A 13,086-nucleotide genomic window follows, 5' to 3' on the forward strand; every position below is an offset into this window, starting at 1 on the left:
TTCCCGTTCGCCCTGAGCTTGTCGAAGGGCCGTTCTTTCCTTCGGGCTTGGGTTCGAAAGGCAGGACAGGGCTTCGACAAGCTCAGCCCGAACGGTTAGAGAGAGCCCTATGAAAATCGCCACCTTCAACATCAACGGCATCAAGGCGCGCGGGCCGCGTCTGATCGAATGGCTCGAAGAAACCCGCCCTGCGGTCGCCTGCCTGCAGGAGATCAAGTCGCAGGACGATGGCTTCCCGGCGGCTGACTTTGAGGCGATCGGCTACAGCGCGATCTGGCATGGCCAGAAAAGCTTCAACGGCGTGGCGATCCTGGTCGATACCCGCGCCGGTTACACCCTGACCGAGGTGCAGCGCGGCCTCGGTATCCCCGGCCCCAACGAAGGCGATGCGGAACAGGCCCGCTATCTTGAGGCCGATGTCAGCGGCGTGCGGATCGCCTGCCTGTATCTCCCCAATGGCAACCCCCATCCGGGGCCGAAATTCACCTACAAGCTGGCGTGGATGGCGGCCTTGCGCGCACGCATGGCGGCGATCTGGGCCGAGGAAGTGCCGGCGGTGGTGCTCGGCGATTTCAACGTGATCCCGCACGATGATGATGTGTGGTCGGTCAAGGCTATGCAGGATGATGCGCTGATGCAGCCGGAAAGCCGGGCGGCCTATAGCCGCTTTCTGGCGGACGGGTGGACCGACGCGGTCCGCACCCACAACCCGCGCGGGGGGGTGTGGACCTATTGGGATTATCAGGCGGGTGCCTGGCAGCGCGATCACGGCTTCCGGATCGATCACATCCTGCTCTCACCCGAATGCGCGGACAGGATGGAAGCCTGCGGCGTCGACAAGGCCTATCGCGGGCGCGAGAAGGCGAGCGACCATACGCCTGTCTGGGTGGAGATTTCTGCTTAGTCGGCTGGGGGGCTTGCCCCTGTATCAGCCGCGAGGATCACCGATAAAAGATATGCGTATCGATCTGGGCGAGGCGCGTTTTGGTCTGGCTCCAGCCCGGGTTCACATAGCGGGCGTGGAAGAACACGGCATTGCCGGCTTCCGATTCCCACAAGCCCCGGTGGGCGATCTGCGCCACGGCAACGGCGCGCGTCCACGCGGGTGAGCCTTCGCGCACCTGAGGCATCCGGCTTCCGCGCATGAAAGAGAATTGCCCGGGCTGTGCCACCACGCCGCAATAGGACCGGGCAAAGCGGCCGTCTTCGGTGCGGTTGATGATGACCTGCGCCACGGCCAACTGCCCGGCCAGCGGTTCACCGCGCGCTTCGAAATAGACCGCGCCAGCCAGACAACGCAGCTGTTCGTCCATCGGCGCAGCGGTATCGATCATGCCGACCAGCTCGCTCAGCGATCCGGCTTCCGTCAGGGTGGGGGAGGGCGCATCACCCGACGCGTCGGCGGGGAGCGATTGCACCACCGGCTCGGATACGAAGGTGATGGCTTGGGGGACCAGCTCCGCCGGTTGGGCCGGAACGGCCGCGGTCAGCTGGTCAGTGGCGGCTTGCGCCAGAGCGGCAGCGTCGCGGCCGCTCGGAAATAACATGGTTGCAATGCCAACAGCGGCAATCGCAGCAATCGTAGTGGTCTTGCGGCGCATCAAATCTACAAATTCGGCGGTGAGCGCGCACAGTCGCAGGTGTGAACCGTCTCCAGATCGTTATCGATGTGGGGGTCAAAAAGCCTGCCGGCCGCTCCCCGTCTGCGTGCTGATCGAGGGGCCGGATTGCCGCCCTGTCAGCCTGCGCGAGGAATTGAGCGGGCCACTAGCCCTCTTGCCGTTTACGTCAACGCGAATCGTTGAGCTGTGCGACGAAGCGTTCGGGATCCGCGATGTCCACCTCGATAAGCCACATATCCTGGTCCTGAACGCGGCGGCGGGCCAGATAGTCGGAAAATTCCTGTTTATTATCAGGGTTTTCTATCTTTGCGGCAACAAAAAGGCGCGATCCGTCGCGCTGGGGCATCCTTTCGAAAAGCACAGCGCCTGTTCCGCGACACAGCGTTACCAACAGGATCGTGCCCGCGTCATGCTCCCCCTTGGCCAGCACCGTCGCGTACCCGCCCTGCGATTCGGCCAGGCGGATAATCGCGCTGGCCTCAAGATGGGCGGGCAGGCGGGCGTCCATCGTGACAGGCCGGGGTTACAGGCCGGATGGCCCGTCCGCCGCGTATCCGGGCAGACTGGACAGCGGGATGCGGCTGCGCATGAAGGTGCCGGTGCCGCGCCCGATCTCGTCCCCTTCCTCGTCCACCAGCCGCGCTTCGGCCACGAACACCCGGCGGCGCCCACTGACCCAGCGGCCCTCTGCCGTCACGCGCCCGGCGCGCACCGGCTTGGAAAAGAACAGGTTGAAACTGGTGGTCAGCAAGAACCGATCCGTCACCAGCGAATTGGCCGCATAGAAGGCCGCATCATCCAGCATCTTGAAATAGATCGTCCCGTGGGCCGCCCCGGCGGCGTGGTAATCTTCGGGTGTGATCGTAAAGGTCAAGTGCGCGCGCCCTTCGCCCGGAATATGCAGCGCCGAGGCGAACTTGGCGTTGACCGGTGCCGAAGCGTAGAGCCGCTCAAGCGCGCGGTAATGTTGATCGGCCCCGGTCGGGGGAAATAACGCATCGCTGGCGGACATGGGGAAAGGCTGGCGTCAGGCTGCGTCGCGCACGAACTGGTTGGTCAGCAGCGCATAGATCGCTTCGGCATCCGGCGCATCGGCCAGCATTTGCAGCATCGTCTCGTCCCGCGTCAGGCGCGAAATCGCAGCAAGAGCGTGCAGGTGGGTGGCCCCGGCGTTCTCGGGCGACACCAGCGCGAACACCAGCGTCACCGGACGGGCATCCGCCGCGCCAAAATCAATCGGCGCTTCAAGCCGCAGCACCGCCAGACTGGGGCGGCGGATATCCTTCGACCGGCAGTGCGGAATCGCGACACCCCGGCCAAACCCGGTGCTGCCCAGCGCTTCGCGGGCTTCGAGATTTTCCAGCACTTCGCCCGGCACCAGCCCGTAAGCATCGCTCAGCAGCTGCCCGGCCTGCGCCAGCACTCGGGCCTTGGAATCCAGCCGAGCAAACCCGATCGCCTGCGGTGATAGAGCCAGGTTGACGTCCATGATTGTGCAAATCCCGGTTGTAAGCGCGCCCCGCAATGGCGGTACGAAAGCGACAATCCAGTCCGGTCATGCCGAAAAGCATAACCGAGCCGGGGCGGAGCCCCTCCTGCTGCCGCCGTCTGAGCCTTTGCGCGAGGCCCTTGCGATAAAGGAATCCCTTACGGCAAGGGCGCTGCTCGGCCCTATTTGGGTTCAACCCAACCGATTGAACCATCGGCACGCCGGTAGACCATATTATGCCGCTGCGTGCCAGCATTTTTGAAAAACAGCGCGGTGGTGTTCCGCAGATCCATCATCATCACCGCGTCGGCAACGGTAGCGGTGGGGATATCGACACGGGTTTCGGCAATCACCAGCGGCGCATCGGCGACGACTTCGTCCTCCGCATCGTCCTCAACGGCAAAGATGGTGTAGGCCGCCTCTTCCTCGCCGCGGGCGTGATCGGCCTGTTCGTGGCGATCGGTCAGGCGGCGCTTGTACCGGCGCAGCTGCTTTTCGATCTTGCCCACAGCGTCATCGAAGGCGAGGTGCGCATCATAGGCCGAACCTTGCGCTTTCAGGATCAGGCCCTGCATCACGTGGGTGACGATATCGCAGCTGATCGCGCCCGCACCCGCCTTGCCAAAGGTCACGTGGCTGGACAGCGCCCGGTCGAAATACTTGTCGACGACTGTGCCAAGCCGGTCGGCGGCATGTTCCTGCAAGGCTGCGCCGGTGTCCATCTGATGGCCCGAAATCCGAATGTCCATAAGCGTTTAGTCCTCCCGTCAAAGCTGAGGATCCCAGCTGAAATATGTGGCCGGCGCGCTGGTCAATTGTTCCAGATCGCGCTCTGTATGCCCGCGACAAAGGCGCGGTGACGCTCCAGCTCCTCCGGGCTGGCAACATGAGGGCGAGGTTCGCGCCGGGGCTTGCCGGCCGATGGCCGGTGCCAGGGCGCGTTGGTGGCGGGCTGATCGGAGGTGCTGACGGACGCCGCCGTATCGGCCGGCGCCAGACCGAGCCCGATCTGGCGCCCGCCCGTCAGTTCGACATAGACCTGCGCCAGCAGTTCAGCATCCAGCAGCGCGCCGTGCTTGACCCGGTGGCTCCGATCAATCCCGTAACGGGTGCACAGCGCATCCAGGCTGAGCTTGGCACCGGGGTGCTTTTTCCGCGCCAGCGCGACGGTATCCACCATCCGGTCAAGGCTGATGGGCGCGTGCCCCGCCAGTTCCAGCTCGTTGTTGAGAAAGCCGAAATCGAACCCGGCATTATGCGCCACCAGCGGCGCATCGCCCAGAAAGGCGAGCAATTCGTCAGCACTTTGTGCAAAGCGCGGCTTGGTGGCGAGAAAGGCGGCACTGAGGCCGTGCACCCGTTCCGCTTCGGGCGGCATGTCGCGATCGGGGTTGAAATAGGCGTGATAGCTGCGGCCTGTTTCGACCCGGCCGACCATCTCGATACAGCCGATTTCCACCATGCGGTCCCCGGTTTTGGGATCGAGTCCGGTGGTTTCCGTGTCGAAGATTATCTCACGCATTTGGGGGACTATCTGCCCAAGTTGGGGGACTTGCAAGCGTCGCCTGCAATCAAAATGACGCAATCAGCGCGGCGACCTGCGCGCGGGTTTCCGCAAGGCTCGTGCCGGTGTCGATCACGTGGTCGGCGCGGGCGCGTTTTTCGGAATCGTGGAGTTGCAGGCCGAAAATGTGCTCGAATTTCTGCGGGGTCATGCCGGGCCGCGCCAGCACCCGGGCGCGCTGCACGGCTTCGGGGGCGGAGACGACCACCACCCTGTCGACGCTGTCATGCCCGCCCTTTTCGAACAAAAGCGGGATGTCGAACACCACGGCGGCCTTGTCATGGTGCGCGTCAAGGAAAGCGGCGCGCCGGGCCGCGACCGCCGGGTGAACGATCGCTTCCAATCGTGCGAGCGCCGCTTTGTCGGCGAAGACCTGCTGGCCCAGCCGGTCACGGTCAACGCCGTCGGGCCCGGTCGATCCGGGAAAGGCGGCCTCGATCGCGGGGACAAGCGCGCCCCCCGGCCCCTGCATCGCGCGCACTTCGGCATCGGCGTCGAACACCGGGATCCCGGCCTCGGCGAACATTGCCGCAACGGTGGATTTGCCCATGCCGATGCTGCCGGTGAGGCCGATGATTTTCGGGCGGGTCATTGCGTCAGCAGCGCCCGCAATTCCGCGTCATGGCCGCGCGGCGGGGGCTGGCCGAAGAAATGTTCAAAAGCGGTGGCCGCCTGCCCGATCAGCATCGACAGCCCGTCAATCGTGCGCAGACCCTTTGCCCGCGCGCCTTGGAGGAACGGCGTGTCCAGCGGGGTGGTGACAATGTCGTAGGCGATGCTGCCGGGCGGGGCGTGGCTCCAGTCGAAGGGCAGGGGGGGCTGGCCTGCCATGCCAAGGCTGGAGGCGTTGATGACCAGATCGAGGCACCCTTCGCGGTCGTCAAAGGCAAAATCGGTGGGATCGGCGAAGTGGGAGAGCGCGATGGCGTGATGCTCCCCCTTGGGCGCGAGTTCATCGAGCAGCGCGCGCGCCTTGCCCGGATCGCGGCCCGCCACGACCAGCGTGAAGCCGTGGCCCGCCAGCGCGGTAATGATCGCGCGCGCCGCCCCGCCGGTGCCGATGATGCGCGCCATGCGGTAGTAGTGCGTTTCGGCAAGGTCGGGTTTGAGCGGCTCCAGAAACCCGCTTGCATCGGTGTTGGTACCGCTTGGCCCAGCCTTGTCCCCCGGCAGCACCGTATTGACCGCACCGATAGTGGCAGCCGGCGGCGCGATACGGGCGAGCAACGGCATCACCGTCTGCTTGTGCGGCATGGTGACATTGCACCCGCGCCAATCGGGATCGTCGCGGCGCGCCGCGAGGTAATCGGCAAGGGCGTCAGGCGCGACATGATGCGCGCGGTACTCGGCATCGATCCCCAGCCTGGCGAGCCAGAAGCCGTGGATCGCCGGGGACTTGGACTGCGCAATCGGATCGCCGATCACCTCGGCGTAAGGCCGCGTCATGCGATCAGCACCCCTTCCTCCCGCAACGCCTCCAGCAAGGGCAGCAGCGGCATGCCGAGTATGGTGAACTGGTCGCCCTCTATCTCAGAGAACAATTGCACTCCCGGCCCCTCGATCCGGAACCCGCCCACGGTGTGGCTGATCGCGGGCCATTCAAGCGCGAGATAATGCGCGATAAATTCATCCGACAAGGGGCGGACATAAAGACGCGCGATACTGGCATGGCTCCACAGGCACTCCCGGTCCCTGACAAGCGCGGCGGCGGAATGAAGCGCGACCACCTTGCCTGAAAAGAACCGCAGATGCTCAGCGGCATCCTCGGCGGTGCGGGGCTTGTCGAACCGGCGGCCGTCACACACCACCAGCGAATCCGACCCCAGCACCAGCGTCCGGTCACGCAGCGCCGCGATGGCGGCCGCCTTGGCCACGCTCAGTGCTTCCGCGATCTCGGCAGGGGCAGCGCCGTCGAGGCTGGCCTCCACCGCGCGCTCGTCAATATCGGCGGGCATGCTTTCATACACCACCCCGGCGGCATCGAGCATCGCCCGGCGCGAGGCGGATTTGCTGGCGAGAATCAGGTGCTTGCTCATATCGGTTTGCCCACCCCGTCAACGCTGGAAGGCCGGCGGTCACGTTCCTGCGCCAGCCGGATGATCGCCGCCGCCGTTTCCTCGATCGAGCGGCGGGTCACGTCGATCACCGGCCAGCCATTATCGCCGAACATCCGCCGGGCATATTGCAGCTCGGCCTTCACCTTGTCGTTATCAACATACGCCGTTTCGGTCGCTTCGTTCAGCGACAGCAGCCGGTTGCGCCGGATCTGGACCAGCCGTTCGGGGCTGGTCGTCAGCCCCACCACCAGCGGATGGCGCAGGCCGAACAGCGCGGGCGGGGGCGGGCTTTCCACCACCAGCGGGATATTGGCGACCTTGAAGCCGCGATTGGCGAGGTAGATGCTGGTCGGCGTCTTGGACGAGCGTGACACGCCCACCAGCATGATGTCCGCCTCCTCCCAATCCTCGTGCGCCAGTCCGTCGTCATGGGCGATGGTGTACTGGATCGCGTCGACCCGCTTGAAATAGGTCTCGTCCATCATGTGTTGCCGGCCGGGGCGGCCATGCGCCTCCTGCCCCAGCTGCGCCTCCAGCGCGGCGGTGACCTGATCGAGCACCGGCACGGCAGGCAGGCCGAGATGGCGGCAATGCTCCTCCAACCGCTTGCGGGTTTCTGGGTTCACCAGCGTATACAGCACCAGCCCCGGATGCGCGGCGAGATCGGGGACGATCCGGTCGAGATGCTGCAATGATCGCACCATCGGCCAGAAATGGCGGGCAACGCTCGGATTATCGAACTGGGCCAGCGCCGCCTTGGCGATCATTTCCAGCGTCTCGCCGGTCGAATCCGATACAAGGTGGAGATTGAGTCGGTTCATCGCGCCGATCGCAGAGGGCCTGTGGACAGATGGCTGCATAAACCACGGGAAGGCGAGGCGAACAAGCTGGGGAGCCTTTTTCATGCCCGCTTCCGGCGTTTTCCTCGGGGTATTTGCCCACACGGGACAAGTTTTGTCGACAGGCTGGGAATAGTGGGGATAAAGCCAGCTTGACGTCCAATCGTTGCGGATTCGAGGGGGGACTGGCGCGGCCGGACAGGCTGGGGGTAATCGGGCAAGGCCCGGTAATTCCCACTATCCACAGGCCCAACAGACTCCATCAATCCTTTATAATTTGATTTGTTTTGTTCTAAGGAACCCTATGCCAGGTCCGCTTCTCGATACGCTCAAAGGTGTTCGCCAACCCGTCGCCCCCGTGTGGCTGATGCGGCAGGCAGGACGCTATCTGCCTGAATATCGGGAACTTCGCGCCGAAAAGGGCGGGTTTCTCGAACTGGTTTATGACAGTGAAGCGGCCGCCGAAATCACCGTCCAGCCGATCCGGCGGTTCGGGTTTGATGGCGCAATCCTGTTCTCCGACATTCTGATCGTGCCGCACGCGATGGGGCAGGGGCTGACCTTTGCCGCTGGCGAAGGCCCGCATCTGGCGCCGACGCTGCTGGAGGTCGGGCTTGATTCCTTCACGCCTGCCTTCGAACGGTTCGAGCCGGTGTACGAAACCGTCCGCCGCACCCGCGCACTGATCGGGCTAGATGTGACCATGCTCGGCTTTGCGGGGAGCCCCTGGACGGTCGCGACCTACATGATCGCGGGCGAAGGCTCCAAGGATCAGGGCCCGGCGCGGCTGCTCGCCTACCGGGATCCGGCGCATATGCAGGCGATCATCGATGCCATCGTCGATGTGTCGGTCACCTACCTGCGCGGCCAGATCGATGCGGGCGCGGAAGCGGTGCAATTGTTCGATAGCTGGGCGGGGAGCCTTGCGCCTGACCAGTTCGAAAAGTGGGTGATTGCGCCGAATGCCGCGATCACGGCGAAGCTCAAGGAAACGCACCCCGATACCCCGATCATCGGCTTTCCCAAGGGTGCGGGCGCGAAACTGCCCGCCTATGCCCGGGAGACGGGGGTGGACGCCGTTGGCCTTGACGAGACGCTCGATCCCGCCTGGGCCCATGCCAGCCTGCCTGCCGGAATGCCGGTGCAGGGCAATTTCGATCCGCTGCTGCTCGAAGCAGGCGGCCCGGCGGTGGCTGCGCGGGTGAAGACTATCATCGCCGCTTTCGAGGATCGGCCGCATGTGTTCAACCTTGGCCACGGGATCGGCCAGTTCACACCGATCTCGCATGTCGAGGAATTGCTTGCGGCCCTAAGAGGTTGATCTGATGCAAGAACTGCTCTCGTCGATCTACCTGTTCCTGAAATCGGGGCATGTGATCTTCATGGTGTTCTGGCTCGCGGGGCTGTTCATGCTGCCGCGCCAGTGCATCTACATGCTCGATCACGAACCGGGGTCGGCGGGGGAGGCCAAGTGGGCGACCCGCATGGGCAAGCTGCGCAAAATCATCCTGACGCCGGCGCTGATCATTGTCTGGGTGCTGGGGCTGACCATGGCCTATACCATGGGTTTCTTCAGCGACGGCTGGCTCCATGCCAAGCTGACGCTGGTGCTCGCCCTGACGGGCTATCACGGCTGGCTGGTGGGGCAGACCAAGAAAATGGCCCGGGGTGAGCGTCCGCTGACCGAAAAGACCCTGCGCATGATCGGCGAAGTGCCGGGGCTGCTGCTGGTGCTGATCGTGGTGCTGGTTTACCTCAAGCCGTTCTGAGCCTCGGCTGCGCCCACCATAATCGCTGATTGACCTGAGGGGCGCTGGCTCCTATTTCCTCAACACCTATCCGGGTATCGGAGCGCCAGTCCGCTCCGCCAAGGTCTGCTTTCTCCAAGCCCAGTCCCACGCATCGGGACACCTCTTTTTCAAAGAGGCACTGACCATCCGGCCACTCTAAGACTTTCGGAAATACACAATGCATCTCAAAGACCTCAAGCGAAAGACCCCGGCCGAACTGGTCGCGATGGCGGAAGAACTGGGCGTTGAAGGCGCTTCGACCATGCGCCGCCAGGACCTGCTGTTCAGCATCCTGCGCGAACTGGCCGAGGACGAGGAATACGAAGAAAAGATCATGGGCATCGGCACCATCGAGGTGCTGCAGGACGGCTTCGGCTTTCTGCGTAGCCCCGAGGCGAATTACCTTGCCGGGCCGGACGATATCTACATCTCGCCCAACCAGGTCCGCCGCTGGGGCCTGCGCACTGGCGACACCGTGGAAGGCGAAATTCGCGCGCCCCGCGATGGTGAGCGCTATTTTGCCCTGACCACGCTGTCGAAGGTCAATTTCGACGATCCCGACGCGGTCCGCCTGCGCACCAATTTCGATAACCTGACGCCGCTTTATCCCGATCAGAAGCTGAGCCTCGACACGCTCGATCCGACGGTGAAGGACAAGAGCGCGCGGGTGATCGACATCATCGCCCCGCAGGGCAAGGGCCAGCGCGCCCTGATCGTCGCGCCGCCGCGCACGGGTAAGACCGTGCTGCTCCAGAACATCGCCAAGGCGATCACCGACAATCACCCCGAAGTGTTCCTGATCGTCCTGCTGGTCGATGAACGCCCGGAAGAAGTCACCGACATGCAGCGCAGCGTGAAGGGCGAGGTGATCTCCTCGACCTTCGATGAACCCGCCAACCGCCACGTTCAAGTTGCTGAAATGGTGATCGAAAAGGCCAAGCGCCTGGTCGAGCACAAGCATGACGTGGTGATCCTGCTCGATTCGATCACCCGTCTGGGCCGTGCTTACAACACCGTGGTGCCCAGCTCGGGCAAGGTGCTGACCGGCGGTGTCGATGCGAACGCGCTCCAGCGCCCCAAGCGCTTCTTCGGCGCAGCGCGCAATATCGAGGAAGGCGGCAGCCTCTCGATCATCGCCACCGCGCTGATCGACACCGGCAGCCGGATGGACGAAGTGATCTTCGAAGAGTTCAAGGGCACCGGTAACAGCGAAATCGTCCTAGACCGCAAGGTCTCGGACAAGCGCATCTTCCCCGCGCTCGACGTCGGCAAGTCCGGCACCCGCAAGGAAGAACTGCTGGTCCAGAAGGACAACCTCAGCAAGATGTGGGTGCTGCGCCGCATCCTCATGCAGATGGGCACCGTAGATGCGATGGAATTCCTGCTCGACAAGATGAAGGATTCCAAGACCAACGAAGATTTCTTCGCGACGATGAACCAGTAGGTCAGCAGTACAGACGGGCCTTGGGGTCGGCCCGGAAACAACAGGTCGCAGTCGGCCTGAAGGGATGGGAATCGTGCTTAGTCAATATCTCTACATCAGCACCGCGCCGACCCTGCCGCGCGAGGACGTTGAGGCGATCCTTGATGCCAGCGCGCGCAACAATCCGGCGCGCGGTATTACGGGATTGCTGTTGTTCAACGGTCGCAACTTCCTCCAGCTGCTCGAAGGCGAGGAGCAGGAAGTTGCGGGCCTGATGGAGACCATCACCGCCGACCCGCGCCATTCCGGAGTCTCGGTGCTCGACCGCCGCGGGATCGCCGCGCGGACGTGCCCTGACTGGGCAATGAAGCGGGTGATGATCGCGGAAAGCATCGAAAGCCGCCGCGATATGCTGGAGCGTGATCTGCCGACCGGGCTGGATCCCGAGGTCCGCAAGATGATCGTCAACTTCGCGGTGCTGAATTAGGCTTTGCTGGCGGCCAGCTGTGCCGCCATCATCTCCCACACCTTGTTGATCGCCTTCAGCGGCCGCACCATTACCTTGAAATCGGCGATGTGGCCGCTGGCGTTGAAACGGATGATGTCCACGCCGTTGATCGCAATCCCGTCCAGCTCGGTCGTGAATTCCAGCATCACCTCATCGCCGTCCACCAGCTCGCGCACATAGCGAAAGCTGTCATTGCCCAGCACCTGGCTGGCCGCGACAAGATAGGCCATTACCACGGCCTTTCCGGACTGGGGCGTGTGCACCACGGGCGAGTGGAACACCGCATCTTCGGCCAGCAGCGCATCCAGCACCGCCGGATCGCTGCCGCCCATCATGTAATCGTGCCACTTGCCGAGGCCCGCCTGTGCCTGTGCCATTATCCCTCCCTCATTGTGCGCCGGGCCACCCGAGCAGCTCGTCACCGCCGGGGGACTGTTCGAGCCTGAGCGGCTTGCTTGGCCGTTTGACACGCTTCTCGCGGGTCTTGGTATAGGCCGCGTCCCCTGGTCCCGTGCCCAGCTTGAGCGTCCGGGTGACGAGATCGCCGGTCAGCACGTTCCAGCTAGCCTCGCTGCCGTCATGCGCGAAAGTGCGGCTGTAGAGGGTCGCATCCAGCCCGATCAACCGCATCGCGCCGAGTTTCGGGTCCCACCGGAACCGGTGCGTGCTGGCGACCGCGGTGGTCCCGCCAGTGAGATCCTCCAGCAGCAGGACATTCTTCCTGAGCGTCAAGGTGCCGTCAGCCAGCGGGTAGGGATCGAGGCTGAGCATCTGCGGCGGGTGGGTGTCGAGGTCGAACTCCCCCGCCATGCTCGTCACGACCCGCAGGAACCGCTGGTCCTCGCCGCGCACGATATAGGCAAGATCGCCGTGGCCATCGCCGTTGAAATCACCCATCACCTGGGTCTCGACCGTCTGCCCCGGATCGGTGGCCGGATGGCCGAACGGCGGGATCAGCGCGTTTCCGGCTGCCGGCGTGGCAGCCGCGAGCAGAGCCAGCGCCCCTGCGATTGGCACGATCGTCCTCACCCCAGTGCTTGCGCAAAGAAGGCTGCGGTCCGCTCGTCAGCAAGGTTCGCGGCGTCCTCGTTGCGGCGCTTGCCGTGTTCGGTCGCAAAGCCGTGATCGAGCCCGTCGTAATCGTGCAAGGTCACCTTGGGGTGATCATCCAGCCCTTCGTGCATGGCGGCCTGTGTTTCACGTGGAACAAAGCCATCGTTGGTGGGGATGTGCAGCATCAGCGGATGGGCGATGGCGTGTTTTTCGCCGAGCAGGCCGTCGATGCCCACGGCGTAATAGCCCACCGACGCATCAATATCGGTGCGCGCCGCTGTCATATAGGCGAGCCGCCCGCCAAGGCAGTACCCGACGCAGCCGACCTTGCTGACGCCGAGCGCGGTGCGGATGTGGCGGATGGTCGCCTCGATATCGCGGATGCCGGTGTCCTGATCGAACTCGCCGAACAGGCCGAGCGCGCGCTGAAATTCGGGTTCGACATCGGGATCGAGCTGGATGCCCGGCTCAATCCGCCAGAACAGGTCGGGTGCCACCGCAAGATAGCCTTCCGCCGCCAGCTTGTCGCATTTCTGGCGGATGCCGGGATTCACCCCGAAAATCTCCTGAATCACGATGATCGCGGCGCGCGGCGTGCCATCGGGCTTGGCGACATAGGCGCCAAAGGCGTGGTCGCCGTCCAGCGTGGGGATGGTTGCATTGAGGCTCATGACTATCTCTCTGGTTGGTCGCAGGGGTTGCGCAGTGGTCTATCTCTTGCCTTGCCCGGCTGCCAAGCGC

General features: G+C 63.9%; 18 protein-coding genes. 5 read left to right on the forward strand and 13 right to left on the reverse strand.

Features of this window, described 5'->3' with window-relative positions:
• Positions 1-109 precede the first annotated feature (109 nt).
• Positions 110-904: an exodeoxyribonuclease III gene (gene xth / locus C0V72_RS01295; protein ID WP_101791409.1), complete on the forward strand. Its 795-nt coding sequence runs from the start codon at positions 110-112 to the stop codon at positions 902-904.
• A 37-nt stretch (positions 905-941) separates the two neighbouring features.
• On the opposite strand, the gene C0V72_RS01300 is transcribed toward xth, so the two are convergent.
• The 10 genes from C0V72_RS01300 to C0V72_RS01345 all read right to left on the reverse strand — a co-directional run bounded on the left by C0V72_RS01300 (position 942) and on the right by C0V72_RS01345 (position 7,553).
• Complete coding sequence (locus C0V72_RS01300) at positions 942-1,601, reverse strand: cell wall hydrolase (RefSeq protein ID WP_101791410.1); 660 nt, start codon at positions 1,599-1,601, stop codon at positions 942-944.
• 187 nt (positions 1,602-1,788) lie between these two features.
• Positions 1,789-2,130: a DUF1491 family protein gene (locus C0V72_RS01305; RefSeq protein WP_101791411.1), complete on the reverse strand. Its 342-nt coding sequence runs from the start codon at positions 2,128-2,130 to the stop codon at positions 1,789-1,791.
• Between the two features lie 15 nt (positions 2,131-2,145).
• A complete protein-coding gene (locus tag C0V72_RS01310; protein ID WP_101791412.1) occupies positions 2,146-2,634 on the reverse strand; it encodes a PaaI family thioesterase in 489 nt (162 codons plus the stop codon).
• 15 nt (positions 2,635-2,649) lie between these two features.
• Complete coding sequence (locus tag C0V72_RS01315; RefSeq protein ID WP_101791413.1) at positions 2,650-3,111, reverse strand: PTS sugar transporter subunit IIA; 462 nt, start codon at positions 3,109-3,111, stop codon at positions 2,650-2,652.
• Between the two features lie 182 nt (positions 3,112-3,293).
• The gene (hpf, locus tag C0V72_RS01320) at positions 3,294-3,860 is read right to left on the reverse strand and encodes a ribosome hibernation-promoting factor, HPF/YfiA family (protein WP_101791414.1); all 567 of its coding nucleotides are present in this window, start codon (positions 3,858-3,860) and stop codon (positions 3,294-3,296) included.
• A gap of 62 nt (positions 3,861-3,922) precedes the next feature.
• On the reverse strand, positions 3,923-4,633 hold the full coding sequence (gene dnaQ / locus C0V72_RS01325; protein ID WP_101791415.1) for a DNA polymerase III subunit epsilon: 711 nt from the start codon (positions 4,631-4,633) through the stop codon (positions 3,923-3,925).
• Positions 4,634-4,682: 49 nt separating this feature from the next.
• Positions 4,683-5,267 (reverse strand): dephospho-CoA kinase, encoded by a 585-nt coding sequence (coaE, locus tag C0V72_RS01330; protein ID WP_101791416.1) that lies wholly within the window; start codon positions 5,265-5,267, stop codon positions 4,683-4,685.
• Positions 5,264-6,121 carry a shikimate dehydrogenase family protein gene (locus C0V72_RS01335; RefSeq protein ID WP_101791417.1) on the reverse strand — a complete coding sequence of 286 codons (858 nt, stop codon included), beginning with the start codon at positions 6,119-6,121 and terminating at the stop codon, positions 5,264-5,266. Before C0V72_RS01335 ends, coaE begins: the two co-directional genes overlap by 4 nt.
• Positions 6,118-6,711 carry a Maf family protein gene (locus C0V72_RS01340; protein WP_101791418.1) on the reverse strand — a complete coding sequence of 198 codons (594 nt, stop codon included), beginning with the start codon at positions 6,709-6,711 and terminating at the stop codon, positions 6,118-6,120. The genes C0V72_RS01335 and C0V72_RS01340 overlap by 4 nt, the downstream gene beginning before the upstream one ends.
• A complete protein-coding gene (locus tag C0V72_RS01345; RefSeq protein ID WP_101791543.1) occupies positions 6,708-7,553 on the reverse strand; it encodes a pyruvate, water dikinase regulatory protein in 846 nt (281 codons plus the stop codon). Before C0V72_RS01345 ends, C0V72_RS01340 begins: the two co-directional genes overlap by 4 nt.
• A 322-nt stretch (positions 7,554-7,875) precedes the next feature.
• Between C0V72_RS01345 and hemE the strand changes: the two genes are divergently transcribed.
• The 4 genes from hemE to C0V72_RS01365 all read left to right on the forward strand — a co-directional run bounded on the left by hemE (position 7,876) and on the right by C0V72_RS01365 (position 11,271).
• Positions 7,876-8,892 (forward strand): uroporphyrinogen decarboxylase, encoded by a 1,017-nt coding sequence (hemE, locus tag C0V72_RS01350; RefSeq protein ID WP_101791419.1) that lies wholly within the window; start codon positions 7,876-7,878, stop codon positions 8,890-8,892.
• A 4-nt stretch (positions 8,893-8,896) separates the two neighbouring features.
• Positions 8,897-9,340, forward strand: a complete 444-nt coding sequence (locus C0V72_RS01355; RefSeq protein ID WP_101791420.1) for a CopD family protein — start codon at positions 8,897-8,899, stop codon at positions 9,338-9,340.
• 199 nt (positions 9,341-9,539) lie between these two features.
• A complete protein-coding gene (gene rho, locus C0V72_RS01360) occupies positions 9,540-10,805 on the forward strand; it encodes a transcription termination factor Rho (RefSeq protein WP_101791421.1) in 1,266 nt (421 codons plus the stop codon).
• Positions 10,806-10,878: 73 nt separating this feature from the next.
• Positions 10,879-11,271 (forward strand): BLUF domain-containing protein, encoded by a 393-nt coding sequence (locus C0V72_RS01365; protein WP_172438864.1) that lies wholly within the window; start codon positions 10,879-10,881, stop codon positions 11,269-11,271.
• Here C0V72_RS01365 and C0V72_RS01370 read toward each other — a convergent pair.
• From C0V72_RS01370 to C0V72_RS01380, 3 genes are read right to left on the reverse strand one after another with little or no spacing between them, the layout of a single operon-like run.
• Positions 11,268-11,669: a nuclear transport factor 2 family protein gene (locus C0V72_RS01370; protein ID WP_101791423.1), complete on the reverse strand. Its 402-nt coding sequence runs from the start codon at positions 11,667-11,669 to the stop codon at positions 11,268-11,270. The two genes, C0V72_RS01365 and C0V72_RS01370, sit on opposite strands and share 4 nt — an antisense overlap.
• A 10-nt stretch (positions 11,670-11,679) precedes the next feature.
• Complete coding sequence (locus tag C0V72_RS01375; protein WP_101791424.1) at positions 11,680-12,321, reverse strand: hypothetical protein; 642 nt, start codon at positions 12,319-12,321, stop codon at positions 11,680-11,682.
• On the reverse strand, positions 12,318-13,016 hold the full coding sequence (locus C0V72_RS01380; RefSeq protein ID WP_101791425.1) for a dienelactone hydrolase family protein: 699 nt from the start codon (positions 13,014-13,016) through the stop codon (positions 12,318-12,320). Before C0V72_RS01380 ends, C0V72_RS01375 begins: the two co-directional genes overlap by 4 nt.
• Between the last annotated feature and the right edge of the window lie 70 nt (positions 13,017-13,086).

The organism is Porphyrobacter sp. TH134 (assembly GCF_002855495.1).
Taxonomy (GTDB): Bacteria; Pseudomonadota; Alphaproteobacteria; order Sphingomonadales; family Sphingomonadaceae; genus Erythrobacter.